The organism is Solirubrobacter soli DSM 22325 (assembly GCF_000423665.1).
Lineage (GTDB): Bacteria > Actinomycetota > Thermoleophilia > Solirubrobacterales > Solirubrobacteraceae > Solirubrobacter > Solirubrobacter soli.
In genome coordinates this window covers 109,913-135,374 of record NZ_AUIK01000016.1, presented here as the reverse complement: position 1 = coordinate 135,374, position 25,462 = coordinate 109,913, and the positions used below count along the sequence as shown (strand labels likewise).

At 72.3% G+C, this 25,462-nt stretch carries 24 protein-coding genes; 11 read left to right on the top strand and 13 right to left on the bottom strand.

All coding sequences use genetic code 11. The features are described 5' to 3' along the window. Window positions 1–8 precede the first annotated feature (8 nt). The 3 genes from G569_RS0112705 to G569_RS0112695 are packed head-to-tail and all read left to right on the top strand — an operon-like array spanning window position 9 to window position 3,216. Window positions 9–722: a DUF4097 family beta strand repeat-containing protein gene (locus tag G569_RS0112705; protein WP_084284837.1), complete on the top strand. Its 714-nt coding sequence runs from the start codon at window positions 9–11 to the stop codon at window positions 720–722. Further along, window positions 719–2,227, top strand: coding sequence for a sensor histidine kinase (locus tag G569_RS57830; RefSeq protein ID WP_053226277.1), 1,509 nt, complete (start codon window positions 719–721; stop codon window positions 2,225–2,227). Before G569_RS0112705 ends, G569_RS57830 begins: the two co-directional genes overlap by 4 nt. Further along, window positions 2,224–3,216, top strand: a complete 993-nt coding sequence (locus G569_RS0112695) for a substrate-binding domain-containing protein (protein ID WP_028063686.1) — start codon at window positions 2,224–2,226, stop codon at window positions 3,214–3,216. The genes G569_RS57830 and G569_RS0112695 overlap by 4 nt, the downstream gene beginning before the upstream one ends. On the opposite strand, the gene G569_RS47895 is transcribed toward G569_RS0112695, so the two are convergent. Beyond that, window positions 3,194–3,730 carry a DoxX family protein gene (locus tag G569_RS47895; protein WP_037496248.1) on the bottom strand — a complete coding sequence of 179 codons (537 nt, stop codon included), beginning with the start codon at window positions 3,728–3,730 and terminating at the stop codon, window positions 3,194–3,196. The two genes, G569_RS0112695 and G569_RS47895, sit on opposite strands and share 23 nt — an antisense overlap. Before the next feature lie 17 nt (window positions 3,731–3,747). Between G569_RS47895 and G569_RS47890 the strand changes: the two genes are divergently transcribed. Further along, window positions 3,748–5,010, top strand: a complete 1,263-nt coding sequence (locus tag G569_RS47890) for an NAD(P)/FAD-dependent oxidoreductase (RefSeq protein ID WP_037496245.1) — start codon at window positions 3,748–3,750, stop codon at window positions 5,008–5,010. Window positions 5,011–5,015: 5 nt separating this feature from the next. Then, window positions 5,016–5,315, top strand: a complete 300-nt coding sequence (locus tag G569_RS0112680) for an ArsR/SmtB family transcription factor (RefSeq protein WP_028063685.1) — start codon at window positions 5,016–5,018, stop codon at window positions 5,313–5,315. On the opposite strand, the gene G569_RS0112675 is transcribed toward G569_RS0112680, so the two are convergent. After that, entirely contained in the window at window positions 5,297–6,016 is a 720-nt protein-coding gene (locus tag G569_RS0112675; RefSeq protein WP_053226276.1) for a helix-turn-helix domain-containing protein, read from the bottom strand. The two genes, G569_RS0112680 and G569_RS0112675, sit on opposite strands and share 19 nt — an antisense overlap. A 50-nt stretch (window positions 6,017–6,066) precedes the next feature. Between G569_RS0112675 and G569_RS0112670 the strand changes: the two genes are divergently transcribed. Both G569_RS0112670 and G569_RS0112665 read left to right on the top strand, forming a co-directional pair. Then, window positions 6,067–6,429, top strand: a complete 363-nt coding sequence (locus tag G569_RS0112670; RefSeq protein ID WP_028063683.1) for a nuclear transport factor 2 family protein — start codon at window positions 6,067–6,069, stop codon at window positions 6,427–6,429. Continuing rightward, entirely contained in the window at window positions 6,426–6,917 is a 492-nt protein-coding gene (locus tag G569_RS0112665; RefSeq protein ID WP_028063682.1) for a methyltransferase family protein, read from the top strand. Before G569_RS0112670 ends, G569_RS0112665 begins: the two co-directional genes overlap by 4 nt. On the opposite strand, the gene G569_RS57825 is transcribed toward G569_RS0112665, so the two are convergent. The 4 genes from G569_RS57825 to G569_RS62505 all read right to left on the bottom strand — a co-directional run bounded on the left by G569_RS57825 (window position 6,817) and on the right by G569_RS62505 (window position 10,948). Continuing rightward, window positions 6,817–8,919 carry a chorismate-binding protein gene (locus tag G569_RS57825; protein WP_084284836.1) on the bottom strand — a complete coding sequence of 701 codons (2,103 nt, stop codon included), beginning with the start codon at window positions 8,917–8,919 and terminating at the stop codon, window positions 6,817–6,819. The genes G569_RS0112665 and G569_RS57825 overlap by 101 nt on opposite strands. A 110-nt stretch (window positions 8,920–9,029) precedes the next feature. Beyond that, complete coding sequence (locus G569_RS0112655) at window positions 9,030–9,296, bottom strand: anti-sigma factor family protein (protein ID WP_157591995.1); 267 nt, start codon at window positions 9,294–9,296, stop codon at window positions 9,030–9,032. Window positions 9,297–9,336: 40 nt separating this feature from the next. After that, window positions 9,337–9,822, bottom strand: coding sequence for a GNAT family N-acetyltransferase (locus tag G569_RS0112650; RefSeq protein WP_028063680.1), 486 nt, complete (start codon window positions 9,820–9,822; stop codon window positions 9,337–9,339). Window positions 9,823–9,886: 64 nt separating this feature from the next. Continuing rightward, window positions 9,887–10,948: a DivIVA domain-containing protein gene (locus G569_RS62505; RefSeq protein WP_028063679.1), complete on the bottom strand. Its 1,062-nt coding sequence runs from the start codon at window positions 10,946–10,948 to the stop codon at window positions 9,887–9,889. Between the two features lie 157 nt (window positions 10,949–11,105). Here G569_RS62505 and G569_RS0112640 point away from each other — a divergent pair, with 157 nt between their 5' ends. Beyond that, window positions 11,106–13,283 (top strand): MMPL family transporter, encoded by a 2,178-nt coding sequence (locus tag G569_RS0112640; RefSeq protein ID WP_028063678.1) that lies wholly within the window; start codon window positions 11,106–11,108, stop codon window positions 13,281–13,283. A 91-nt stretch (window positions 13,284–13,374) separates the two neighbouring features. Continuing rightward, window positions 13,375–13,530, top strand: coding sequence for a hypothetical protein (locus tag G569_RS62500; RefSeq protein WP_157591993.1), 156 nt, complete (start codon window positions 13,375–13,377; stop codon window positions 13,528–13,530). On the opposite strand, the gene G569_RS65945 is transcribed toward G569_RS62500, so the two are convergent. Beyond that, window positions 13,512–15,014, bottom strand: a complete 1,503-nt coding sequence (locus G569_RS65945; RefSeq protein ID WP_157591992.1) for a hypothetical protein — start codon at window positions 15,012–15,014, stop codon at window positions 13,512–13,514. The two genes, G569_RS62500 and G569_RS65945, sit on opposite strands and share 19 nt — an antisense overlap. A 41-nt stretch (window positions 15,015–15,055) precedes the next feature. Here G569_RS65945 and G569_RS0112625 point away from each other — a divergent pair, with 41 nt between their 5' ends. Next, window positions 15,056–16,816: a hypothetical protein gene (locus G569_RS0112625; RefSeq protein WP_084284832.1), complete on the top strand. Its 1,761-nt coding sequence runs from the start codon at window positions 15,056–15,058 to the stop codon at window positions 16,814–16,816. On the opposite strand, the gene G569_RS47880 is transcribed toward G569_RS0112625, so the two are convergent. Further along, window positions 16,803–17,648, bottom strand: a complete 846-nt coding sequence (locus G569_RS47880; protein WP_157591991.1) for a hypothetical protein — start codon at window positions 17,646–17,648, stop codon at window positions 16,803–16,805. The genes G569_RS0112625 and G569_RS47880 overlap by 14 nt on opposite strands. Before the next feature lie 17 nt (window positions 17,649–17,665). Between G569_RS47880 and G569_RS0112615 the strand changes: the two genes are divergently transcribed. After that, the gene (locus tag G569_RS0112615; RefSeq protein ID WP_028063675.1) at window positions 17,666–18,577 is read left to right on the top strand and encodes a glycoside hydrolase family protein; all 912 of its coding nucleotides are present in this window, start codon (window positions 17,666–17,668) and stop codon (window positions 18,575–18,577) included. On the opposite strand, the gene G569_RS47875 is transcribed toward G569_RS0112615, so the two are convergent. From G569_RS47875 to G569_RS57820, 5 genes are read right to left on the bottom strand one after another with little or no spacing between them, the layout of a single operon-like run. Beyond that, on the bottom strand, window positions 18,537–20,681 hold the full coding sequence (locus tag G569_RS47875) for an alpha-1,6-glucosidase domain-containing protein (RefSeq protein WP_053226273.1): 2,145 nt from the start codon (window positions 20,679–20,681) through the stop codon (window positions 18,537–18,539). The two genes, G569_RS0112615 and G569_RS47875, sit on opposite strands and share 41 nt — an antisense overlap. Then, window positions 20,669–21,271 carry an alpha/beta hydrolase gene (locus tag G569_RS0112605; protein ID WP_028063674.1) on the bottom strand — a complete coding sequence of 201 codons (603 nt, stop codon included), beginning with the start codon at window positions 21,269–21,271 and terminating at the stop codon, window positions 20,669–20,671. Before G569_RS0112605 ends, G569_RS47875 begins: the two co-directional genes overlap by 13 nt. 38 nt (window positions 21,272–21,309) lie before the next feature. Then, complete coding sequence (locus tag G569_RS0112600) at window positions 21,310–23,952, bottom strand: ATP-binding protein (RefSeq protein WP_028063673.1); 2,643 nt, start codon at window positions 23,950–23,952, stop codon at window positions 21,310–21,312. 9 nt (window positions 23,953–23,961) lie between these two features. Next, a complete protein-coding gene (locus tag G569_RS47870) occupies window positions 23,962–24,216 on the bottom strand; it encodes a hypothetical protein (RefSeq protein ID WP_053226272.1) in 255 nt (84 codons plus the stop codon). Window positions 24,217–24,275: 59 nt separating this feature from the next. After that, window positions 24,276–25,406 (bottom strand): trypsin-like serine peptidase, encoded by a 1,131-nt coding sequence (locus G569_RS57820; protein WP_053226271.1) that lies wholly within the window; start codon window positions 25,404–25,406, stop codon window positions 24,276–24,278. Window positions 25,407–25,462: the final 56 nt, after the last annotated feature.

The window sequence follows — 25,462 nt, the reverse complement described above, 5'->3', positions numbered from 1 at the left end:
GCGCGCCGATGCGCTTGTCGCCCTGGGGCCGTGTCGTGGCGATCTCGGCCCTCCTGGTGGTGGGCAGTCTTGTCGCGCTCGTGACCGGCGGCCTGGCGAGCCGCGAGCGCCGGGTGGTGTCCTATCCCGTGACCGGCGCGCTGCAGAGCCTCGCGTTCGACCTCGACGCCGGCGACATCACGATCGTCGGCGGCGGCAAGCGCGACGAGGTCGAGGTCAGGCGCACCGAGCGATACGCGTTCGGGCGGGTGCCCCGGACCGCCAAGATCGTGAGCGCCGGGGTCTTCAAGGTCACCTCGCGCTGCCCGACGTCGATGCTGGCGCGCTGCGCGGTCGCCTACCGCGTGGTCGTGCCCGACAACGTCGCGCTCGACATCCGCACGACGAGCGGGAACGTCACGCTGCGCGGCTACCGCGGAACCGCCAAGCTCGCGACGAGCAGCGGGGCGATCGAGATCGCCGGGTACTGCGGCAACGCGCTCGACGCCCGCGCCGGCGAAGGCGCGATCACCCTCGCCGCGATCTGCGCACCGCCGCAGACCACGTTGCGGACCGGATCGGGCGACATCGCCGCCTCACTGCTGGCCGGCCGCTATGACATCGACGCCGAGAGCGCGTCCGGGGACGAGCACGTGCGCGGCGTCATCGACGACGACTCCGCGCCCTACTCCGTCCAGGCGCTCTCGACCTCCGGCGACGTCACCGTGGAGGGCACGAGTTGATCGCCGACCTCGAGCTCGACGGCCGCTTCGCCCGCGCCGGGCACGCGATCGCCTACCTGGCGGTCACGCTCCCGGTGACGCTCCTCGCCCTGCCCGCCGTGGCCGCGCTGACCCTCGGCGCCGCGCTGAGCGTGGCCGGGATCGGGCTGCCGCTGCTGCTCGCCGCGGCGACGTTCTGCCGGGCGCTCGAACGCCTGGATCGTCGCGCGGCCAACCGCTGGCTCGGCGCGCAGGTCCCACCGATCCCGCGCACCGTCCTCGGCGCCGGCGGCGCGATCCGGCGCTCGCTCTACCTGCTCAGCGACCGCACGCTGTGGCGCACCGCCACCCACCTCGCGCTGCGGCCCTTCCTGTTCGCCGCGATCGTGGTCGTCGCGCTCATCCCGGTGTTCCTGTTCGCGCTCATGCTGCAGCTGGGCGTGGGTGGCATCGCCGGCTCGCCGGAGGTCGACTACGTCGGCCCGTGGACGCTCGGGCCGACGCTGGGCGTGGTCCTGCTGCTCCTCGCCCTCCCCACCGGCGCGCTCGCGCTGGCGGCGCTGGAGACCCTGTACCGCGTGCTCGCCGTGAGCTCGCACGCGCTGCTGATCCCCCGCATGGCGCCGGGCGGGCCGGTGCGCGAGATGCTGGCCGAGAGCCTCGGCGACCGCACCGTGACGATCGTCTACTGGCTGCCCGACCGCCGGACGTTCGTCGACGAGCTCGGCCACCCGGTCGAGCTGCCGGAGCCCGGTTCAGGGCGCGCCTGGACGGCCGTCGACCGCGACGGCCGCCGGCTCGCGGCGATCATCCACGACGCGTCGCTCGACACCAGCCCCGAGCTCGTGATGGCGGCCGCGGCGGCTGCCTCGCTGGCGATCGACAACGAGCGCCTGAAGGCCGACCTGCAGGCGCGGGTGGAGGAGCTGCGGCTGTCGCGGCTGCGGATCATCGAGGCGGGCGACGCCGCGCGCCGCCGGATCGAGCGCGACCTGCACGACGGGGCGCAGCAGCAGCTCGTCTCGCTCGCGCTCGACCTGCGCCTGCTCAAGGCGCGGCTGAAGGACCCGCAGATCGACGAGCTCTCCGCCCGGCTGGCGACCGCGCTCGCGGAGCTGCGCGAGCTCGCCCGCGGCATCCACCCCGCGATCCTCACCGATCGCGGCCTGGCGCCGGCGATCCAGTCGCTGGCCGACCGCGCGGCCGTGCCGGTCACCGCGGACGCCGAGGTCGAGGAGCGGCTGCCGCCGTCGATCGAGGCCGCCGCCTACTTCCTGATCGCCGAGGCGCTGACCAACGTGGCGCGCTACGCGGAGGCGTCGAGCGCCACGGTGCAAGTGCGGCGCGTGGGCGAGGAGTTGCTCGTCGAGGTCGCCGACGACGGTGTCGGCGGCGTCGATCCCTCCGCGGGCAGCGGCATCCGCGGCCTGCAGGACCGCGTCGCCGCGGTGGGCGGGACGCTCGAGATCGACTCGCCCCCTGGACACGGGACCCGTCTGCGCGCGAGGCTTCCGGTGCTCGAATGAAGCGCCTGATCGTCCTGTTCTGCCTCGTGCTCGCCGGTTGCGGCGGGACCGAGGTCGTGCGCGAGCCGACCGTGCAGGTCCGGGGCGCCTCCACGACCGCGCCCACGCCGGGCGCGCCGGTGACCGACGGCGCGGTGCGGATCGCGGTCGTCACCCACGGTCCCGCGTCGAGCAAGTTCTGGGCGATCATCCGCAACGGCGTCGACTCCGCCGCGCGCCGCCTGGACGTCCTCGTCGACTACAGGTCCCCCGACGTCTTCAGCGTGCCGCGGATGAGCGAGCTCATTGACCAGGCGGTCGCGACCAAGCCCGACGGGCTGGTCGTCTCGATCCCGAACACCGGGCTCGCGCCCGCGATCCGGCGCGCCGTGGCCGCCGGCATCCCGGTCGTCTCGATCAACTCCGGCAGCGACGAGTACCGCTCGCTCGGCGTGCTCGCCCACGTCGGGCAGGTGGAGAGCCGTGCCGGCTACGAGGCCGGGAAGCGCCTCGCCGCCGCGGGCGTCCGCAACGCCCTGTGCCTCAATCAGGACCGCGAGAACGACGGCACCAAGGCCCGCTGCGCCGGGATGGCCAAGGCGATGCGCGAGGCGGGCGGTCGTGCCCGCAGCATGTTCGTCGACGACGAGGACCCCGACGCCCCCGCCCTGATCGCCCGCTCCGTCGCCTCGGCCCAGGCTGACGGGGTGCTGGCGACCAACTCGATCAGCGGCCTCGCCGCCGCGCGCGGCCTGGAGGGGCTGTCGGTCAAGATCGGCACGTTCGACCTCGGCCCCGACGTGCTGAAGGCCGTCCTGGCGGGGCGGATCGGCTTCGCCGTGGACCAACAGCCCTACCTGGAGGGCTACCTCCCGATCGAGATGCTCGCGCTGCGCGCCCGCTACGGCATCCTCCCCGCGCAGAACGACGTCGTCGCCACGGGCCCGAACTTCGTGACCCGCGACAACGCCGCCCAGGCGCTGGAGCTCAGTGAGCGATCGATTCGCTGACGGCCGGCTCGGCCTCGCGGGTGAAGCGACCCGTGCGCTCCGGCTGTGACCGCGCGAACTTCACCATCGCCAGCCCGCCGCCGACGCCCGCGGCCAGCTGCGCCACCGCCCACGCCGTGCCCCACTGGCGGCGGTCGATCGCGAACGCCCCCGGGCCAGCGGCGGTGATCGCGAACACCGAGGCCATCAGGACGAGGTTGTACTCGTAGCCGCCCTCGGTCACCCACGGCCCCTTGGGGGCATGGACGGTCTTGATCGCCACCGTCATCGTGCCGGTCACGGCCGCGGCGCCGAGCGGGGTCGCGGCACCCGCCAGCAGCAGCGCGCCGCCGCCCGCCTCGGCCGCGCCCGCCGCGGTGGCGTGCATCTTGCCCGGCCGCAGGCCGAGCGATTCGAAGAATCCGGCCGTGCCCGCGAGGCCATGACCGCCGAACTTGCCGAGGAGCTTCTGGAGCCCGTGGCCGATGAAGAGGCCGCCGACGACGGCGCGGAGGATCGCAATACCGAAAGACATGCATAGTCTCTACCCCAATGCATCGCGTAGTCATCGTGGGTGGCGGCTTCGGAGGGCTCCAGGCCGCACTGCATCTCAAGAACGGCGACGTGGAGATCACGCTTGTCGACCGGCGCAACTTCCACCTCTTCCAGCCGCTGGCCTACCAGGTGGCGACAGGGGCGCTCGCGGCCGGCGAGGTCTGTTACCCGTTGCGGGCCATCTTCCGCGGCGAGGACAACGTGAAGGTGATGCTGGCCGAGGCGACGGGATTCGACCTCGACGCCCGGCACGTGAGCCTGCGGACGCCGGCGGGCGACGAGACCCTCGAATACGACACGCTGATCGTCGGCGGGGGCTCGAAGTACAACTACTTCGGCCACCCGCAGTGGCAGGAGCACGCGGCGGAGCTGAAGTCGCTGGAGGGCGCGCTGCACATCCGCGCGCAGATCCTCCGGGCGTTCGAGGCGGCCGAGCTGGCCGAGACCGAGGCCGAGCGTGACCGCCAGCTGACGTTCGTGGCCGTCGGCGCGGGGCCGACCGGCGTGGAGATGGTGGGCCAGATCGCCGAGATCGCGCGCGACACGCGTCGTGACTTCCGCAACATCGACACCACGAAGACCAAGGTGCTGCTGGTCGAGGCCGGCGATCGCGTGCTGTCGGCCTTCCCGCCCAAGCTGTCCAAGCGCGCCGAGCACTCGCTGGTCAACCTGGGCGTGACGGTGAAGCTCAACGCGCTCGTCACCGACATCACGCCCGACGGCGTCACGATCGGCGACGAGCACATCAGCTCGGCGACGGTGATCTGGGCCGCGGGCGTGCTCGCCTCAGGCGTGTCGACCATGCTGAGCGAAGCGTCGGGCGCCGAGACCGACAGCATCGGGCGCCTGCTCGTCGAGCCCGACCTGACGCTCCCCGGACACCCGGAGGTGTTCGCGATCGGCGACATGGTCCAGGTTCGCGGCGCCCAGGCGCTGCCCGGCGTCGCCCCGGTGGCGATGCAGATGGGGCGCTACGCCGCGAAGCTGATCAAGGGGCGCCTGCGCGGCAAGGACGTCGGCCCGTTCAAGTACAAGGACAAGGGCAACCTGGCGACGATCGGCCGCGGCCGCGCGGTCGCCGAGCTGCCGCCGCACATCCGGGCGTGGGGCTTCCCGGCCTGGGCGCTGTGGCTCGGGATCCACCTCTTCTACCTGGTCGGGTTCCAGAACCGCCTGCTGGTGTTCATCCGCTGGGGCTTCAGCTTCCTGACGCACGGCCGCGGCACCCGGTTGATCACCGGCGAGAGTAATATGCCTTAGCGGTTATGGAGGTCTACGACGTGCTCACGGACCGCAGCCGCCGGAGGATCCTCGACCTGCTGCGCGAGCGCGAGCGGTCGGTGAACGAGCTCGTCGAGGATCTCGGGCTGAGTCAGCCCGGCGTGTCCAAGCACCTGCGGGTGCTGCGCGAGGCCGGGCTGGTGCGCGTGCGGATCGACGCGCAGAAGCGCTGGTACGGGCTCGATCCCGCGCCGCTGGCGGAGGTCGACCGCTGGCTCGCGCCCTACCGCCGCTACTGGGCGGACCGGCTCGATCTCTTGGAGCATCACCTCGACAACACCTGAGCCGTCTTCTCGTCGGCCGGGAAGAACGCCTCGATCGCCAGCTCGGAGACGGTGACATCGAGGGCGGTGGCGAACGTCGTGCGGGTGCTGAGGAAGCTCAGGCCGTCGATCTTCAGCGGGACGAAGACCTCATGCGACGCCGGCTCGCCGGTGGGGCCGGGGTATCCGCGGAGCTCTTCGAGCAGCGCCTCGTCGTGGTCGACCTGCAGCTCCAGGTCGCGCAGCAGGTGGGCGCGCCACTCGCCGAGGTTCTCGATCCGCGGCGCCATCCCCTCCGGGTGCAGCGTCAACCGCAGGGCGTTGATCGGCGGCTCGAGCAGGTGCGCCGCCGCGCCCGCGGTGAGCATCGGGATCGCCGCGTTGGCGGCGACGACGTTCCAGCCGCGGTCGACGACGATCGCCGGGAACGGCTCGTGGCTGCGCAGGAGCTGGTCGAGGGCGTCCTTGACCGGGCCGATCTCGTCGAGGCTCCGCTGCGAATAGACCGGCGCGTAGCCGGCGGCGAGGAGCATCCGGTTGCGCTCGCGCAACGGCACCTCGAGCTGCTCGGCGAGGTGCAGGACCATCTGCTCGCTGGGCCGTGAGCGGCCGGTCTCGAGGAAGCTCAGGTGGCGCGTGGAGACGCCGGCCTCGAGCGCGAGGTCGAGCTGGCTGAGGCGGCGCTTGGTGCGCCAGGTCTTGAGGAGTGGGCCGATTCCCATTACGTCTGAGGTAATTGTCTTCGTTACCTACTGCTGGCACTTTACTGACCATGACCAACACCATCAACGCCGTCGTCGACGCCTACATCGCCTCCTGGAACGAGGGCGACACCGCCCGCCGGCGCGAGCTCGTCACCCAGGCCTTCACCGACGACGCCCGCTACCTGGACCCGCTGATGTCGGGCGAGGGCACCGACGGCATCACCGGCATGATCGGCGCCGCCCAGCAACAGTTCCCGGGCCATCGCTTCGAGCTGTCGTTCGGGCCGGACGCGCACAATGACGTCGTGCGCTTCGCGTGGCAGCTGGTGGGTGACGGCGGGCCGGTGGCCACCGGCACCGACTTCGCCACCGTCGGGGCCGACGGGCGCCTGCGTAACGTCACGGGCTTTCTCGAGACGAACGGGGCATGAGACCAGCCCTCGGCAGCGCCCTCTTCTTCGCCCTGGCCCCGGGAGTCGTGGCGGGGGTGATGCCGTGGCTGTTGACCGACTGGGACGCCGAGCCGTCACGCGCGTGGCCGCTCGGCGTGCTGCTCGTCGCCTGCGGCGCGGCCGTGCTGATCCACGCCTTCGCTCGTTTCGTGCGCGAAGGGATCGGCACGCCCGCGCCGGTCGCGCCGACCCAGAACCTCGTCGTCGGCGGGCTCTACCGCTGGATCCGCAACCCGATGTACGTCGCGGTCGTCACGTGCGTGATGGGTCAGGCGCTCCTGCTCGGCCAGGACGTCCTGTGGGGCTATGCGCTGTTCCTGATGGCGCTGTTCTACGCGTTCGTGCGCGGCTACGAGGAGCCGACGCTCAGGGAGCAGTTCGGCTCGGAGTACGAGGCGTACCGGCGAGCGGTGCCGGGCTGGCATCCGCGAGTACGGCCGGCACGACTCCCGCCAGCGAGGAACTGAGCAGGAGCTCGTCGCCGGGCTCGAGGTTGAGGTCGGCCTGGATCGCGTCGGGTCGCGAGGTGCTCGGCAGGATCCGGCCGTCCTCTCGCGGTGTGTAGAGGACGCCGTCGCGACGGATCAGCACCGCGGCCCAGGCGGCCTCGAGGAGCGTGCCGTCGGTGTCGACCAGGAGCGGCGTGGTGCCGTCCTTCGAGAGCTGCTGCAGGTAGCGGCGGTCGTTCCACTTGTGCTCGCCGAGGCCGCCGGGAACGACGTAGGGCGTCAGCACGACCGGGACGGGGCGGCGGGTGAGCGGGCGCCACTGGACCGACAACGGGCGGCCGGGGACGTAGGTGATCCGCACGGCGCCAGGGCTGCGCGGCAGCGTCACGGGCTCCAGCCGCTCGCCGTACAGCCGCTCGACGCTGCGGGCCAGCCGGGCGAGATGTGCCTCCTTGTTGACCGCCACGCCGTCCTCGACGAGCAATGTCTCGAAGACACCCAGTGACGGGTCAGGCCTGATCCAACCGCCGATCGCGTCGAGCAACGGACGTGCCTTCACACGGCATTCCTCAAGCTCAGCTTCAGGGTCAGAGTCGGCCACGATTCCGCCTCCGACGCCGAGCCAGAGGTGGTTTCCGCGAGCTTCGAAGGTGCGGATCGCGACGTTGAGCTCGAGGCCCGCGTGCGGGCTCGCGTAGCCGATCGCGCCCGTGTAGACCTCGCGTCCGCTCGCCTCCAGGGCGGCGATCACCTTCATCGCCTGCACCTTCGGCGCGCCCGTGACCGATCCGGGCGGGAACGTCGCCCGCAGCAGCGCGGCGTCGCCGTTGCCCGGCGCGAGCTGGGCGCGGACCTCCGACACCAGGTGCCAGACGCCCGAGTGCGGTTGCGCCTCCGGCGCGACGGGCGCCTCGACCGTCCCGTAGGACGCGACCCGCCCGAGGTCGTTGCGCATCAGGTCGACGATCATCACGTGCTCGGCGCGGTCCTTCTCCGAGCGGGCGAGCGCGGCGGGGTCCCGCGGGGCGGTGCCCTTGATCGGGCCGGTCGTGACGTTCCGCCCCTCGCGCCGCAGGAAGAGCTCGGGCGAGAGGCTCGCGATCCCGCCCCACGGCGTGACGAAGCAGGCCGCGTAGGCGGGCTCGAGCCGCGGCATCGCGTGGGCGAACAGGTCGGCGACGCTCCCGTCGTGCTCGGCCTCGAGGCGCAGGCAGAGGTTGGCCTGGAAGATCTCGCCGGCGGCGATCCGCTCGACGCAGTCCGCGACCGCGTCCATGTGGGCGGCGCCGCCGGGGGCGCGCCACGAGAACGCGGTGGGCGCCGGCGCGTGCACGGGCGGCGCCGCCGCCAACAGCGCGCGCAGCCGCGCGAGCCGCGGGTCGTCCGCGGCCTCGCCGCCCGCCGCCTCGCCGCCCGCCGCCTCGCCGCCCGCCGCCTCGCCGGCCGCCGCCACGCCGCCCGCGGCCTCGCCGCCCGCCGCCTCGCCGCCCGCCGCCACGCCGCCCGCCGCCACGCCGCCCGCCGCCTCGCCGCCCGCCGCCTCGCCGCCCGCCGCCTCGCCGGCCGCCGCCACGCCGGCCGCCGCCACGCCGCCCGCGGCCTCGTCCGGCCCGTCGAGGGCCTCGAAGAACCACTTCCCGTCCGCGTCCATCCTCAGGACGTGGTCGTAGAAGGCGAGGTGGGCGTCGGGAAGTGGGACCGGGCGCTCCGGGCGCTCCGGCAGGTCCTCGACGAGCGCGCCGAGGCCGTAGCCGAGCCAGCCGAACCAGCCGCCGCCGACCACGGCGTCCCCGCGGGCCTCGGGAAGGTCCTCGAGGCGGGCGAACGGGTCGTCGCCTGGGGCGAGCAGCGTGCGCGGGGCGCAGCCGACGATCGCGCCGCCGCCGGCCCAGCGGCCGGTGAGCGCGAACGGCCACGGCTCGTCGCGGAGCGCGAGCAATACCCGCTCGGGCGGGAGGGAGCAGTCGAGTTCGACGATCAGGCGTCCAGCGTTACAGACGGACTCCGCCGGCGACCCCATGTTCGAGGGTTGTCATCCAGTGGATCGCCGGCGGGTGCGCAGTCCGTGATCGCCTGAGAGCTCCAAACCGGGGACAGCCGGAGCGCAGCGACTCCCTAAGAATTGCGCATTCAGATGCGAAAGTCATGAGCGCGGAACGCTCGGAGGAGATTGTTTCGCAATTCCGATGACATTTCCGGCGGTTCTGCGCGGTCGGCGAGCGCAATCGTCGCCTTGAACTCCTCCAGGTACGCCCGGCAGTCGTCGCAGACCGCGAGGTGCGCGTCCAAGCGGGCACGGTCGTGGGCGCCCAGGGTTTCGTCGAGGTACTCGGTGAGCACCTCGACGAGTTCGTTGCACATCATGTCGTGGGGATCGATCACAGTCAGCGCCTCCACCGTAATGTCTCCGTAACCCCTTCGGCATTACGCGCACGCCTCAATCGGGGATGAACTCCTCCGCGAGCATGTCCATCAGCAGCCCGTCATGCCAGGTCCCGTCGGGACCCATCTCGTAGGCGCGCATGACGCCCACGGGCTTGAAGCCGATCGCGCTATAGGTCGCGATGGCGCGCGCGTTGCTCGCCGCCGGGTCGATGATCAACCGGTGGTGCCCGCGCTCCTCGATCAGCCACTTCGCGCCGAGCCGCAGCGCCTCGCGCCCGTAGCCGCGGTCCTGGAAGCGCGGCGCGAGGAAGATGTCGAGCCCGCCATGGCGGTACATCGCCTCGGTCTCCTCGTACCACCCGAGCCAGCCGGCGACCTCCCCGTCGACGAAGATCGTGAACGCGTCCTGGTCGTCCATCTCCGGGTCCGGTCCCCAGATCTCGGCCACGCCCGGCATCCGCACGATCTCGTTGAGGACCGGGACGTCTTCGGGGACCTGCGGCCGTAGCGTCACGCGCGGCCCGCGCAGGACCGTCACGCGCGCGCCTCCGCGGCGGCCCGGCGATGCGCGATGCCGGCGCGCGCCACGCGGCGGCGCGGCGTCACCCGTAGCGCTCCTTGCGCGCGGCCTCGGCGAGGCGATCGGCCTCGCGCCGCCGCCGCGCGACGTAGCTCGCGAGCTCGGCCTCCGCGGCCTCGCGCGCCCGCGCGCCGTGCTCGGCGGCCTCGCGCTCGGCGTCGGCGATCAGCGCGTCCCGCTCCCGCGCGGCGTCGCGGTGGTGCTCGGCGAGGATCGCGGCGCGCTCGCCCCGCGCAGCCTCGACCGCGCCACGTGCCTCCGCGAGCAGCGCGGTAGCGTCGTCGCGCACCCTCGCCGCCTCCTCGCGTGCGTCGGCGATAAGTCGCTCCGCGCGGTCGCGGGCTTCGTCGAGCACGCGCCGCCGCTCCGCGGTCGCGCCCGCCGCCTCATCGCGCGCCTGCGCCAGAAGGCGCTCGCCGCGCTCGCGCGCGTCGTCGAGCAGCGCGGCCGCCTCCGCGCGCGCCTGCGCCAGCACGGCTTCGCGCTCGGCGTCGACACGGGCGGCGGCCTCGCGGGCGGCCGCCAGCAGCGCCTCGCCCTCCTCGCGGCCGGCCGTGACCTCGCGCGCTCGCGCCGCCGCGGCCGACTCGCGCTCCGCGAGCGCGTCGGCCAGGATCGCGGCGCGCTCGGCGTCGGCGCCGTCGGCCCGTGCCCGCGCCGCCTGCGCGTCCTCCTCGGCCGCGGCGACCAGCCGGGCGGCCTCGGTCCGGCCCGCCGCCTCGCCCGCCCGCGCCGCCTCCGCACGCGCCGTCTCGCCCTCAGCCCGCGCCGCCGCCACGATTCGTTCCGCCTCAGCCCGCGCGGCATCCAAGGCCGACGCCGCCGCGGCGGTGTCCGCGGCCGCCTTCAGCCGTGCGCCCTCGAGCGTCGCCTCGGCCTCCAGCCGCGTCGCGTCCGCTTCTCGCTGCAGCTCGCCCTCGCGCCGCTCGAGGTCACGCCGCGCCTGCAGGTCGCGGCTGGACCGGAACATCTCGGCGACCAGCTCCAGGTGGCGGTCGACCTCGTCGGGGTCATAGCCGCGCCGCACGGTGCGAAACGTCTGCTGGACCACGAAGATCGAGTGGGACTCCCCGCTCGGTGCCATCCCCAAAGATGATGACCACACCGTCACGGTGGGGAAAGCCCCACCCCCTATGGGGGTCTCATCGGACCCCCGAAACGCCAGGCAGCCCGGCGGAAAAGACGTCTGCAAGAACCGATTCTTCTCCTCAGACCAAGACCCCCCCTGGAGAGGAAACGCTTTGACCCCCAAGCCCAAGGGCATCGCTGCCCGGGCAGGGCACTGGAGTGCCCGCCACCGCAAGACCGCGATTTTCGGATGGCTCGCCGCCATCGTCATCATCTTCATGGTCGGCCAGTCGATCGGCCAGAAGGACCCGGCGCAGTCCACGCAGGCCGACGGCGAGAGCCGCACCGCGATGGAGATCGTCGACAAGGCCGGCTTCCCGGAGAAGTCGGGCGAGATGGTGCTCATCCAGAGCAAGCGCGCCACGGTCACCGACCCCGCCTTCAAGGCCGCCATCGCCGACGTGAGCAAGACCGTCGCGAAGCAGAAGGTCGTCACCAACGTCACCGAGGCGCAGATCTCCAAGGACAAGCACTCCGCGCTCGTCCAGTTCGACCTCAAGGGTGATCCTGAGACCGCCGACACGCGCGTCGGACCCGTCCTCGACGCCACCGCCGCCGTCGCCAAGCGCCACCAGGCGCTCGACATCGAGCAGTACGGCGACGCCTCCTTCAACAAGGCGATCAACGAGAAGAGCGACAAGGAAGAGGGTCGCTCGATGACGATGACCCTCGGGTCCACGCTGCTGATCCTGTTCCTCGCGTTCGGCGCGCTCGTCGCCGCGTCCGTCCCGCTGCTGCTCGCGCTGACCGCCGTCTTCGGCACCGGCGGCCTGGTCGCCATCGCCAGCCACCTGATGCCGATCAACGACGTGGCGCAGGCCGCGATCATGCTCATCGGCCTCGCGGTGGGCGTCGACTACTCGCTGTTCTACATCCGCCGCGTTCGTGAGGAGCGCGCCAAGGGCCACGACAAGATCGACGCGGTCGACATCGCCGCCGCGACCTCGGGTCGCGCCGTCCTGCTCTCCGGCCTGACCGTGATCGCCGCGATGTCCGGCATGCTGCTCACCGGCAACACGACGTTCATGAGCATCGGCATCTCGACGATGATCGTGGTCGCGGTCGCCGTCGTCGGCTCGCTCACCGTGCTGCCCGCCGTCGTCGCCGGCCTCGGCGACAAGCTCAACAAGGGCCGCCTGCCGTTCCTCGGCCGCCGCTCCGAGCAGGCCCGCGAGTCCCGCATCTGGGGCGCGCTGACCGACCGCGTCATGCGCCACCCGATCGTCGCCATCGTCCTCGCCGGCGGTGCCCTCCTGGCGCTCGCCGCTCCCGCCCTGCACATGCAGACCAAGCTCCCGGGCATCGAGTCCGAGGCCAAGTCGCAGCCGATCGTCCAGACGTACCTGAAGGTCCAGAAGGCGTTCCCGAGCGAGGCCAACTACGCGATGGTCGTCGTGAAGGCCTCCGACGTCGACGCCAAGCCGGTCCAGGCCGCGATCGCCAAGCTCGACCCGGCCAACGTCGAGGTCAACCCGAACCACACCGTCGCCATCGTCAACGTCGGCCTCCCGGGCAGCGGCGTGAACGACGCCGCGATGAAGGGCACCGAGCGCCTGCGCGAGACCACCGTGCCGGCCGCCTTCAAGGGCGTCGACGGCGTCACCACCGCCGTGACCGGCGAGGCCGCGGCCACCGCCGACTTCAACTCGGTGATGAAGAGCAAGACCCCGATCGTGTTCGCCTTCGTGCTCGGGCTGGCGTTCCTGCTGATGCTCTTCTCCTTCCGCTCGATCGTGATCCCGGTGAAGGCGATCGTGCTCAACCTGCTGTCGGTGGGCGCCTCCTACGGCCTGCTGAAGCTGGTCTTCCAGGACGGCCACGGCGAGAAGCTGCTCGGCTTCGAGTCAAACGGCGCCGTCACCAGCTGGCTCCCGCTCTTCCTGTTCGTGATCCTGTTCGGCCTGTCGATGGACTACCACGTGTTCATCCTCAGCCGGGTCCGGGAGGCCTTCAAGAAGGGCATGACCACGGAGAAGGCGGTCGCGCACGGCATCAAGTCGACCGCCGGCACGATCACGGCCGCCGCGATCATCATGGTCGTCGTCTTCGCCGACTTCGCGACGCAGAGCTCGCTCGACATGAAGCAGATGGGCGTCGGCCTGGCGTTCGCGATCTTCGTCGACGCGACGATCATCCGCGGCGTCCTGCTGCCGGCCACGATGAAGCTGCTCGGCGACTGGAACTGGTACCTGCCGCGCTGGCTGCAGTGGATTCCGGAGCTCGACCACGAGGGTGGCTCCACCGGCAAGCAGCGCGCCCCGCGCCTGCGCCCGGCGCCGTCCGCCGCCTAGCCCAACTCGACCGAATGCACAAACGGCCCGCCCAAAAGGCGGGCCGTTTGTATGTAACCAACCCGTTCGCGCGGTCTACTTTGTCGAACACATGCCCAGTGCCAAGACAATGCTCACCGTCTACCAGCGTCAGATCGCCGCCTCCAGAGGCGCGGGGATGGCCGGCCTGAACGAACAGGCCAAGCTGTCCCCGACGATCCGCGCGCTGATCGACGTTGTCAACAACGACTACGACCCCCGCCGCTGAAGCGTGACCCTGCGCGTGGCCGTGACGCCCGCGCCGGTCGCGATCGTGACGCGTACCTTGACGGATCGCTGCCGCTTGACCGCGTCGCGTCCGGCCTGGCTCAGCTTGAGCGTGATCGTGCGCTGCCTGCCCGGCGCGATCGTGTAGCTCGCGCGCGTCGTCAGCGCCCGCTTGGGCTTGCTGATCGTCTCGACGGTGATCTTGCCGCGACAGGTCGCTGACCCGGACGGGCAGCGGATGCGCAGCTCGACCTTCCCGCCGCGCGAGGTCAGCCTCGTCGAGGCGACCTCCCCCGCCGGGGCCTTGAACCGCGGGGTCGGGGTGGGTGTCGGGGTCGGGGCGACCGTCGCGACCGGCGTCGGCGTCGGCGTGACCGAAGGCGCGGGCTTCGCGCTGTCCACCGCCCTCGCGAACACGGGCGTGTCGAGGTTGTAGGTGAACGCGAGGTCCTGGCTGAGCGCCCCCGGCACGCACTTGAGCCCGTCGCCGACGAGGACGCTCCCGCTCGCCACGTCGATCGGCGGCGCCAGCCGGAACTCGATCGGGCCTTCCCCGGTCGGGGTCCACGTCGTCGGCCCGTCACCGTTGACGAACTGGGTCCGCTCGGCCGTGTTGCTCGCCGCGACGAGCGCCGACCAGGCACCAGCCGCGGTGTCGGTCTCGAGCGTCGCCGGCGGCAGCACGTACGGCGTCCCGACCGTGAACTCCGCCGGCGCACCGTCCACGTGGAGCAGGCCGCGGACCGGGACGAGCGTCTTGTCGGGGCGGATGCACATCAGGTTCTTCGGCCCAGCCACGGTGGCGACCGGTGTCGCCGGTCCAGGCTCGTAGCTCGGCCCGGCGAAGTCGAACTCGATCCCGGTCGTCCTCCCCGGCCGGCAGTCCATGTAGATCGACGCGCCGCCGGCGAACTGGGCGTCGATGACCGCGCTGCCGGTGACGGTGCGCAGCGCGCCGTTGGTGCCGACCGGCAGCTGCGTCGTGATGCTGCCCGCGTGGGCTTGCGAGACGACGACGTCACCGCCCGCCGCGGTCCACGTGAGTGCCGGGACGACGGGGGTCGTGTACGCGAACGGGGCCGCGCTGAGGAAGCGGTTGTCGTCCGCGGGGTCGACGGTGATCACCGTCGTGGCGGTCACCGCGATCGGGCCGACGACCTGAACGCGTTCCGCGGTGTTGGTCGCGCGGACCGCGATCCAGACCTTGACCGGGATGTCGTTGCGGCCCTCGTGGAGCAGCCCGACGGCATAGCCGAACGAGGCCAGGTACGACGGAAGCTCGACGCCGGCCGTGCCCTGGGCGGTGTGGATCGTGTCGCCGGGAACGGCGCTCGCGACGTCCGGCGCGGCGCCGGAGAGCTGGACCGGCATGTCCCGGTAGAGCGTGTCGTACGAGTAGCGGCAGGAGTTCGGCGTCGTCGCGGCACTCGCCGGAGCGGCAAGCGCGAGGACGAGCACCAGCGTGATAGACGCACCTAATTTCATCTGTCAAGGTAGGTTAACGACATTCTTCGGATGGAGGACAGATGAGAACACTCGCCGGGGTCGTGGCGGTCGGCGCGCTCCTCGCGCTCACGCCGAGCGCGCAGGCCGGATTCGATGACACGTTCGGGATCAACGGAACGGTCTTCACGTCGCTGTCGCCGTTGGGCGACCGGTATCAGAACGCCACACGGGCGCCTGGTGGCGGCACCTACAACGTCGGCTACACGACCGCGGCGGGCACCGATCGCGCGTTCGTCCTCACCCGCGTGGACGCCAACGGCGAGCTGGTGACGAGCTTCGGCGACCAGGGCAAGGCGGTCGTCAACGTCGTGACCGGGCCGTTCGCCGCGCCGCCGGCGGGCAATGCCCCCACGGGCGCGGCCGAGATCGCCCGCGGCGTGGCCGTCCAGGCCGACGGCAAGATCGTCGTCGCGGGCCAGGCCGAGACCCCCACCGCCGCGGCCAAGCCGGATAGCCGCGACATCGACATCTACGTCGCGCGTTTCAGCGCCAATGGCACGCCGGACGCCACGTTCGGCATCGGCGGCGTCAAGCGCATCGACCTCTCCAACGGGGTCGGCGCGGGCAACACGATCAACGGCGACCAGGCGTACGGCCTGCTGCTGCGCGGCGACAGGATCATCATCACCGCCTCCAAGGGCATCGACAGCGGCGAGCCGGCCCGCACCGACCGCGACATCGTCGCCGTGCAGCTGCTGACCAACGGCGACCCGGACCCGGCCTTCGGCACCAACGGCGTCGCGACCACCCGCAACGCCGGCGTCTCCGAGAACCCGCGCCAGGGCATCCTGCAGGCCGACGGCAAGATCGTCCAGACGTCCTACGGCACCGGCATCGGCGGCCAGACGCGCCCCTTCATCTACCGCTTCAACGCCAACGGCACGACCGACGCGACGTTCGGCACCGGCGGCGTCGCCACCGGTGAGGTCGGCGGCCCCGCTCCCGGTCTGGCCGAGTCCTACGACCTCGTGCAGCAGGGCGACAACTACGTGCTGGCCGGCTACGGCAGCCGCTCGACGACGCCCGCCGCCGGCATCGACGTCGTCCTCTACCGCTTCACCGCTGCCGGCGTGTGGGATCGCACGTTCGGCGACGACGGCCTGTTCACGTACAACCGCGTCAACGGCGCCGACCGCGCCCGCGACCTGACCTCGTTGCCTGACGGTCGTCTGGTCGCCTCAGGCAGCACCGCGAACGCCGACAACACCGACGTGGACGGCCTGATCCTCGTGGTGGACGCCAACGGCAAGGCCGTGCAACAGGCGCTGCGGCAGGATCTCGGCGGCACCGCGGACTCCTACTTCGGCTCGACGACGGTCGCCAACGGCACCAAGGTCGTCGCCGCGGGCTACCGCGGGGCCGCCAACGGCAACGACGACGAGGCCGCGCTGACGCGCGCCGACCTTCCCCCCGCGGTCGTGGGCCCGCAGGGTCCCGCCGGTCCGGCCGGCCCTGCTGGTGAGAAGGGCGACACCGGCCCGACCGCGCTCGGCTCCCCGGGCGCCGCCGGCCCGCAGGGTCCCGCCGGACCGAAGGGCGACAAGGGCGCCGCGGCGGGCAAGATCAGCGTCTCCTGCAAGCTCACCGGCAAGAAGCGCAACAAGGTCAGCTGCACCACCAGGCAGAAGGTCTCGCTGCGTCTCGTCAAGGCGGGCAAGACGGTCGCCCACGGCTCCGGGAAGAGCAAGGTGAACCTGCGCGGGACGGTGCGCAAGGGCCGCTACACCCTGCAGATCACGTCCGGCAGCACGCGCGCCGAGGTGAAGATCACGCTGCGCTGAAGCGTTCCGCCAGCAGCCCGAGGCCGATGCCGCTCGTGAACAGCCGTTCCTTGCGGTTCGACAGCAGCCGCTGCGTCCAGTCGGTCAGCCCACCGTCGACGATGCCGAGATCGCCGACGCTGATGTCCAGCAGCGCGCCCGCGTAGTAGCCGCGGGCGCGCGTGCGGTCGGGGTCCTCGATCGCGCCGGGGATCCCGTTCAGCGCCCGCGGCGGGACGTCGGTCAGCCGCACGACCGGGTCGTGGTCGGCCAGGAGCGTGCGGTAGATCCCGACGTGCTCGCGCAGCGCCTCGATCTCGAAGCCGTGCGACGGCTGCGCGCGGCCCGCGGTGACGAGCGCGAACAGCGCGAAGTGCTGTGTGAAGCCCGGGTCGGGCGGGACTGGCTGCAGGCGCAGGACGCGGCAGGCGGCGCACAACCGCACGGTCTCGTCCGGCCGCGCGCGTCTCCGGACCGCCGCCTCGAGCGCGAGCGCGGCGGTCGGGTCGGCGAGCACCTCGGTCATCCGGATCGTCGAGGCGACGTTGTTCTGGTCGATCCCGCCGAGCACGCCGTTGAGGCCGAGCGGGCTGACCGGGGCGAGCGCGACCGGCTCGAACGCGCGCGCCGCCGCGAACGCCCGGGTCTCGAGCGCGTGCACGTCCCGGCCGGCGGCGACGCTCGCGTCGCGCTCGTATTGCCCGAGCACCGCCCGCGGGTCGCGGCGCGCGGCCTGCTCGCGGAAGACGTGCAGGAGCAGCGACTGCAGGTCGGTCGGGGCGAGCTTGCCCAGCGCCTCGGCGAGTCCTGGCACGCCCGCCGCGCGTTCGATGCGCCTGAGATGCCCGTCCACCGGCATCATTCTCCCTCGTGCTGAGCTCGCGGGCGGACTGGATCTGGGATAGCTGGCTCGCCGACGACGGCGAGCGCCACCACCTGTTCTCGCTGCGGGCGCCGCGCGCGCTCGGCGATCCCCACCTGCGCCACGAGTCGGCGCGGATCGGGCACGCGAGCTCGCTCGACCTCGTCGACTGGGACGTGCACGACGACGCGCTGGTGGCCGCACGGTCGGGGTTCGACGACCTCGCGCTGTGGACGGGTTCGGTCGCGCGCGGTGACGACGGGATCTGGCGCCTCTACTACACGGCCTTGAACCGCGAGGGACGCGGCGTCCGGGATCAGCGGATCGGGGTCGCGGAGTCCGATGACCTGATGACCTGGCGGCGGGTGGCGGGGGAGCTGGTCTCGCCGGACCCGTGTCACTACCGGATGGAGCCCGACGGCTCGAGCGAGACGTGGCGCGATCCGTTCGTCTTCCGGGTGGGCGCGGAGTGGCACATGCTGATCACTGCGCGCGACCCTGCTTCCGAGCGCCTCCGGGACGGGGTCCTCGCCCACGCGCGCAGCGACGACATGGTCCATTGGCGCCTGGCGCCGCCGCTGACCGAGCCGAGCCAGTTCGGCCAGCTCGAGGTCGCCCAGGTGCGCTGCGTCGACGGGCAGTGGCTGCTGCTGTTCACCTGTCACCCGGATGAGCAGGCCGAGCCGCGGCCCTACTGCGCGTGGTACGTGCTCGGCGACTCGCCGCTCGGTCCGTGGGACGTCGGCTCGGCGCGCCCGTTCGAGGACGAGCCGATGCTGTTCGCCGCGCAGCTCGTCCAGCACCGCGATGGCTCGTGGGCGCTACTGGGGTTCATCGAGGGCGACGAGTTCGCGGTCGTCGACCCGATCGCGGTCGAGCTCAGGGGAGGAACACTGCGACGGTGCGTGCCGGCACCGTGAAGGCGCCGCCTTCGTAGCGGGCGTCGCGCTCGCCGTGGGCGGGGTGCAGGCGGGTGGCGCGGGCGTCGGCGGTCTGGGTCGTGGCGTGCGCGGTCGCGTTGAACACGACGACGATCGTGCTCGACAGCACCATCACGATCACGCCGGGCGCGCCGGGCGCGAACGTGACGTCGGCGGCGCCGAAGAGCGGCGACGACGCACGGATGCGCAACAGCTCGAGCGCGCGGTCGCGGGCGGTGCGGATGTGGTGGGGCTCGGGCTTGAGCCTCGGATCTTTGAGGAGCGGGCGCAGGTGCTTCCAGCGCGCCTTGTTGTCCCACGCGGGCGGGAGCCCGGAGCCGAAGGCGGAGTCCGTCGCCGTCCAGTCGATCCGGTTGAACCAGTCGCCCGAGTCGTAGGAGTTGCGGTCCAGGGACTTGGAACGCAGCAGCTCGGTGCCGGCGTGCCAGAAGCACGGGCTCTGGCTCAGCGTGACCGTCGCCAGCGCGAGCGTGTTCATGCGCACGCGGTCGTCCATCGTGGTGGCTCGTGGGAGGTTCAGCGCGAGGACGTCGAACAGCGTCTCGTTGTCGTGGGCATCGACGTAGGCGATCTCGTCCGCCCCGGACGCGAGCCCGCGCATGACCTCCTCCTGCGCCGTCGCGAAACGACCGATCGCGAACCCCTCGCGCACGGCGTCGCGGAGCCCGTCGCCGAACGTCGCGATGCCCGTGCCGATCATGTTGCGCTGGCTCGCCGCGACGAACAGCCGGTCGTCGGCGACCTCGCCGAAGCTCCACCCCTCGCCGTAGAGCAGGAGGTCGCTGTGCCGCTCGCGCACTTTGAGCAGGTTCGCCTTCGTGTGGTGGCCCATCAGGTCGAAGCGGAACCCGTCGACGCGGTACTCGCGCACCCACGTGTCCAGCGAGTCGAGCATCAGCTTCTCCATCATCCGGTGCTCGGAGGCCGTGTTCGCGCAGCAGGTCGAGCTCTCGACCCACCCGTTGGGGGCGAGCCGGTGGTAGTAGCCGGGGACGATCCGATCCAGCACGGCGCGCGCGTCCTGCCCGGCGGCGGGCGTGTGGTTGTAGACGACGTCGAGCACCACGCGCAGGCCGATGCCATTGAGAGCGCGGACCATCGCCCGGAACTCGGCCGTGCGGTCGTGGACCGCGTAGGAGCCCTCGGGCGTGGAGTAGTGCAGCGGGTCATAGCCCCAGTTGAAGCCGTCCTTGTCGCGGATCTTCCCGATCCGGCGCTGCTGCTCGGACGAGGCGGGCGGCAGATGGTCGAGCGGGCCGGGCTCGAGGTGGGTGGAGCGGTCGGCGTTCAGCGTCGCGATGTCATGGCACGGCAGCAGGTGCACGTGGGTCATCCCGGCCTCGGCCAGCGCCCGCAGGTGGCGCATCCCGTCGCTCTCCGCGTGCGTGAACGCGAGATACGTCCCACGGTGCTCGGGCGGAACGGTGTGGTCGGAGATCGAGAAGTCGCGCACATGCAGCTCGTAGATCGCGGCCGGCCGGTCGAGCGGCGGCGGCTTCGGCCACTCGCCGGGCGGCGGCAGCTCAGCGAGCACCGACCGGGTCGAGTCCAGCGTCACCGCCACCGAATAGGGGTCGGTGACGACGTTCGTGACCACCGCGTCCACACTCGGCGCGTACACCGTGACCTCGAACGCGTACTCGGCGTCCCGCCACGACGCGTCCCCGCTCACCCGCCACACCCCGTCCTCGCCCCGCCCCATCATTAAGGGGTCAGGCCCCTTTATGTTCACGCCGTCGGGGCCACCTCGGAGCGGCCCGGACATAAAGGGGTCAGGCCCCTTTAGGCGCAGCGCGACTTTGCGCGCGGTCGGCGCCCATACGGCGACGGTCGGCACGCCGCGGTGCCAGGTCACGCCGAGTTGTGCGGAGCTCGCGTCGTAGAGGTCGTCGAGGACGCCCGCGATCTGGACCTCGCGGTCGTCGACGCGTAGGCGGCCTTTCAGGACCTCTCGGACCGGGACTTCGGAAGGGACGACGCCGCGGCGGAGGGGCCAGGAGCCGAGCTCGGTGTGCAGCGTGGCGCCCCGGCCGGTGCGCTCGATCTTGCGTTCGCGCACCCAGAGGGCGTTCAGGCCGCCCACTCGAGCACCTTGTCGGCCACCGCCTCCCAGCCCGGCTGCAGGATGGTCAGGTGGGTGCGGCCGGGCATCACGACCGCGTCGCCGGTGAGCGGGGTCAGGTTGTCCTCCGAGCCCGTGACCTCGAAGGCGCGGCCCGCGGGCGCCTCCCACGACCACGTCCCCGGCGCCGGGATGACGTAGCGGTCATACAGGGCGTCCGCGCCGTCGAAGTTGGCCAGCGCGTAGCGGAACTGCTCGCGGGAGAGCGACACGGTTCCCGGGGTGCCCGCTCCGGCCGCCGGCAACGCGTGCAACGCGACCGCGGACGCCGCGTCGCGCGCGAGCGCCCGCGCGAGGACGCCGCCGAAGCAGTGACCGATGACGATCGGGCGATCGAGCCGGCGCACGAGCGCCTGCAGACGGGCGAAGACAGCGTCCGGCGTGAGCGCCGCGATCGGGGAAGGGTCAGCCCGCAGCTCTCCGACCGGCCGCTCGAGACCTGGATACGCGGGCGCCAGCACGTGATGCCCCGCCCGCTCGTAGCGCGCGATCCAGTGCTCCCAGGAGAGCGGGGTCAGCCAGAGTCCGTGGACGAGGACGATGGTGGCCACACGGCGACCGTATGAAAGCTGACCCCCGCTCGATTGCGTCAGCCGACTGCGTCGCGCAACTCGGCCCGTGACGTGACGCCGAGCTTGGGGAAGATCCGGTACAGGTGGCTGCCGATCGTGCGGTGCGAGAGGTACAGCCGCTCGCCGATCTCGCGGTTGGTCAACCCGGCCGCCGCCATCTGCGCGATCTGCAGCTCCTGCGGCGTCAGCTCGTCCCACGCGTCAGGGGTCCGCCGCCGCGACGTCTCGCCCGACGCCCGCAGCTCCTGCCGCGCCCGCTCGCCCCACCGGACCGCGCCGAGCGCGTCGAACGCCTCGCGCGCCGCCCGCAGCGGCCCCCGCGAGTCTGCGAGCCGCCGTCGCCGCCTCAGCCATGCGCCGTACGCGAGCAGCAGCCGCGCGCGGATCAGCGGGTGGCCGTCGACCGGCACGGCGAACAGCGCCTCCTCGTCGGACAGCACCGCGCGGGCGTACGTCATCCCCGCCGCGAGCAGCGGCGCGCCGGTCTGCTCCAGTACCGGCTCGAACCGAGCGACCAGCGCACGCGCCTCGCCGTGGCGGTCGCTGTGGATCGCGGCGTCCACGTGGTCGACGAACGCCCACCACCCGATGAACCGGTGGTGCGCGACGTCGCCCGGCTCGTAGATCCGCCGCAGTGCCGCGAACGCGTCCGCATGGCGCCCCTCGCCGAGCGCGCCGATCCCGCGCGTGAGCTGCGCGAGCGAGAGCAGCGGCGACGCGCCCATCGGCAGCAGGACCCGCTCGGCGTCGTCGGCTGCCGCGTCCGCGCCGTCCTCGCCGCGCAGCGCCCGCAGCGACGCGCCGGCCAACGCCGCCGCGACCGCGAGGCGCGGCTGCCGCGTCTCCCCCGCCAGCCCGACCGCCTCCTCCGCGGCGTGCAGCCCGACATCCCAGCTGCCGAGGAACAGGCTCGCCCACGCCTGGCTGACCAGCGCCTGCGTGAGCTTCGACACGCGCCCCTGCGCCCGCAGGCCCGTGATCGCCTCGGCGATCAGCTCGGCCGAGAACGCGCCGACCGCGGTCGACGCGTCGCCGAGGGAGAACGCCGCGTCGGCGTCACCCGCGAGCGGGCGGCGGGCGAGCGCGGCGATCACCTCCCGCCCGCGCTCGACGGGCGCGGCGAGCGCGAGCGTGTCGATCAGCTCGGGGTGATCGGGCGCCACCGGCATCCGCGCGGCGGCCTGGAGCACCAGCGCCTCCGCGTCCTCGTCCGGATACGACCACCAGCAGCGGAACGCGACGTTGCGCAGCCACCGCAGCGCCCGCTCCGGGTCGCCCTCGATCCGCATCCGATCGGCGATCCCGATCAGCGCCGCCGTCCGCGCCGTCCCCGACCACAGCTGGGTCGCGAACAGCTCGCGCAGCCAGGCGAGGCGGGTGCGTTCGCCGGGGCTCAGCTCGAGCGGCTCGGCGTCGCGCAGCAGCCCGACGACGACGTCGGAGCGCCCGAGCTCGAACGCCAGCTCGGCGGCGCGCAGGAGCCGCGCGCCCCGCCGCGCCGGATGGTCGGAGAGCTCAGCCGCGCGGGTGAACGCGGAGACCGCGACCGAGAGCGACCCGCGCCGCTCGGCCGCCGCGGCGGTCCACTCGAGCTCGGCGGCGGTCGTCTCGTCCGGGCCGACGACGGACGCGGCGCGGTGCCACACGCGCCGGTCGAGATCGACGACCGCGGCGAGCGCGGCGTGGGCCGCGTGGCGCTCCTGCACGCTCGCGGCCTGGCGGATCGCCGAGCGCACGAGCGGGTGCCGGAAGCGCAGCTCATCCGCCTCGACGCTGACCAGCTTCGCCGCGATCGCGGGCTCCAATGCACCGAGAACGTTTTTGTCGGCGGTCAGGGCTTCGCTCAAGGACGCGCCGTCGTTCAAGGCCGCCACCAGCAGCAGCCGGCGCGTCCCCTCCGGCAGCTCCCCCACCTGCGCGGCGAACGCGTGCTCGAGCCGCGCGGTGAGCGGCAGCCACGCGGGGAGCAGCGTGCCGGGGCGCAGCTGGGCGCTCGCGAGCGGCAGCTCGACGAGCGCGAGCGGGTTGCCCGCCGCCTCGGCCAGCAGGCGGGCGCGCATCGCGGGCTCCAAACCTGGCGCAACCGAGTCCAGCAGCTCCGCCGAGGCGGCTTCGTCGAGGCCTTCGATCCGCACCTCGGGAAAGCCGCCGCCGTCGAAGCCGTCGCGGATCGCGCCGAGGATGAGGATGGGCTCGGACTCGAGGCGGCGGGCGACGAAGGCGAGCACCTCGAGCGACGAGCGGTCGAGCCAGTGTGCGTCCTCGGCGACGATGACCACGGGCGCGTCGGTCGCGACCTCGCTGAGCACGTTCAGCGTGGCCAGCGCGATCAGGAACAGGTCCGGCGGCTCGCGGTCGGTCATGCCGAACGCGGCGAGGACCGCGTGACGCTGCGGCGGGCCGAGCGTCTCGAGGTGGTCGATGACCGGGAACAGGAGCTGGTGCAGCCCCGCGAAGGGGAGTCGGGCCTCGGACTGCACGCCGGTCGCCCGCAGGACCCGCAGACCGCGCGCCGCGGCGGACGCGGCGGCGGCCGAGAGGAGCGCCGACTTGCCGATCCCCGGCTCCCCGCGCAGCAGCAACGCGCCGCCGCGCTGGGGCAGCACGGACTGCAGGTCATGCAGGCGCCGGAGCTCCCGCGCTCGGCCGACGAGGGTCATCGCACGCAATCATGGCGCGCCGTCGATGAGCCTGCGGGTACCGAGTGGTGACTTCAGCCTCGCCTCGACCGGAAGGGTCCCGATCATGGCGACGACGCCGGGCCCACACTTCGCGTGGGGCTCAGCGCCGGTGGTGACGGTGACGGTCACCGTCGATGGCGTCTCGCGCACGGCGACCTTCCGGACGCCGTCGCACGGCGCCCCGCCGGCCTGGACCGTGAGCCGCAACGTGCGGCCCTCGGTCCCGACCAGCTTGAACGGCACCTCGCGGGATGCTGGAGGGGAGCTGGAAGCGCATCCCGCGAGGAGCAGAGCGACGATCCCTAGAGGAAGCGCGTGGTGTTGTATAGGGACACCGCCGAGTCGTCGAAGTACGGCGAGAGCATGATCGTCGGCCCGACGATCTGGTCGATGCGGCTGTTGACGCCGTTGATGTAGCCGAGCTGGCCGTCATAGCCGTTCAGCCACGGGCCGCCGGAGGAGCCGCGGGTCATGTCGCACGGGATCTTGATCGTGTCCGAGCTCCAGAAGAGGAAGCTCCACTCGGGCGACGAGGTGCCCCAGCAGCGCATCAGGTTGCCGCCGTCGAACGGGGACTCGGCCGGGTAGCCGAACGCGTTCTCGAAGACGTTCTTGCCGATGTTCGCGCGGAAGCCGTTGCCGCCGTGCGCGTTGACGATGTGCTGGCCGTTCTTGGTGTTCATGATCGCGACGCCCATGTCCTCGGCGAAGTCGGCGTTGTTCTTCCACGCCGTCTTGGTCCAGAGCTGGTTGGCGCTCCACGTGCCCCACGGGCGCGGGTTGGCGAGGTCGTCGTCATAGGCGGGGACGAAGGTCCAGTTGGTCGCCCAGGCGCCGTTGGTCTGACCGGCGTTGACGCAGTGGCCGGCGGTCCAGACGGTGTCCTTGCCCTCGGAGTTGACGATCGCGCCCGAGCACTGGAAGTTCGAGCCGTTGAGGGTGAAGAAGACCTTGCCGTTGGTGCGGGCGGTCAGGTGGCTGGAGGAGAGGTTCGGGTTGAACGCGGCGGCCTTGGCGGTCGTCTTGGCGGTGCCGTCGAAGTCCGGCTTGACGAGCAGCTCAGGACCCTGCTCGGGCGGCTTGATGCCCTTGTCCTCGTTGATCTTCGCCTGCTGCTGACGGTCGGCGTCGAGTGCCTGGTAGCGCTTGTAGGCCTCCTCCAGGAACGGCGCGGAGTCGACGTCCGTGGCGGCGCGCATGCGGGCGGGGGTCCAGTAGGCGCTCAGCGCCTCGTCGGCCGTGGCCTTCTCGCCGTAGAGCTTCTGGCCGGCGGCCCAGGCTTCCTTGGTGATCGCGTTCTCGGCACCGGCGCTGGTGCGGTCGGCGACCTGCGCGGCCTTCGCGTGCGGCTGCGCCATCGCCACGGAGGGAGCGAGAGCGAGCAGCGCGAGGGCCGTGAGGCCGATGCGCCGGGTGGGGAGGTTGTTGAGCATGCCCGGACAGAGCGGGCACTTCTCAGGCTGATACCAGGGGTGAAAATGTTCACTCG

Coding starts and splice junctions, on each gene's coding strand:
- G569_RS0112705 (WP_084284837.1), top strand. CDS start 9: ATGCGCTTGTCGCCCTGGGGCCGTGTCGTGGCGATCTCGGCCCTCCTG.
- G569_RS0112695 (WP_028063686.1), top strand. CDS start 2,224: ATGAAGCGCCTGATCGTCCTGTTCTGCCTCGTGCTCGCCGGTTGCGGC.
- G569_RS47895 (WP_037496248.1), bottom strand. CDS start 3,730: ATGTCTTTCGGTATTGCGATCCTCCGCGCCGTCGTCGGCGGCCTCTTC.
- G569_RS47890 (WP_037496245.1), top strand. CDS start 3,748: ATGCATCGCGTAGTCATCGTGGGTGGCGGCTTCGGAGGGCTCCAGGCC.
- G569_RS0112680 (WP_028063685.1), top strand. CDS start 5,016: ATGGAGGTCTACGACGTGCTCACGGACCGCAGCCGCCGGAGGATCCTC.
- G569_RS0112675 (WP_053226276.1), bottom strand. CDS start 6,016: ATGGGAATCGGCCCACTCCTCAAGACCTGGCGCACCAAGCGCCGCCTC.
- G569_RS0112670 (WP_028063683.1), top strand. CDS start 6,067: ATGACCAACACCATCAACGCCGTCGTCGACGCCTACATCGCCTCCTGG.
- G569_RS0112665 (WP_028063682.1), top strand. CDS start 6,426: ATGAGACCAGCCCTCGGCAGCGCCCTCTTCTTCGCCCTGGCCCCGGGA.
- G569_RS57825 (WP_084284836.1), bottom strand. CDS start 8,919: ATGGGGTCGCCGGCGGAGTCCGTCTGTAACGCTGGACGCCTGATCGTC.
- G569_RS62505 (WP_028063679.1), bottom strand. CDS start 10,948: ATGGCACCGAGCGGGGAGTCCCACTCGATCTTCGTGGTCCAGCAGACG.
- G569_RS62500 (WP_157591993.1), top strand. CDS start 13,375: ATGCCCAGTGCCAAGACAATGCTCACCGTCTACCAGCGTCAGATCGCC.
- G569_RS65945 (WP_157591992.1), bottom strand. CDS start 15,014: ATGAAATTAGGTGCGTCTATCACGCTGGTGCTCGTCCTCGCGCTTGCC.
- G569_RS0112625 (WP_084284832.1), top strand. CDS start 15,056: ATGAGAACACTCGCCGGGGTCGTGGCGGTCGGCGCGCTCCTCGCGCTC.
- G569_RS0112600 (WP_028063673.1), bottom strand. CDS start 23,952: ATGACCCTCGTCGGCCGAGCGCGGGAGCTCCGGCGCCTGCATGACCTG.
- G569_RS57820 (WP_053226271.1), bottom strand. CDS start 25,406: ATGCTCAACAACCTCCCCACCCGGCGCATCGGCCTCACGGCCCTCGCG.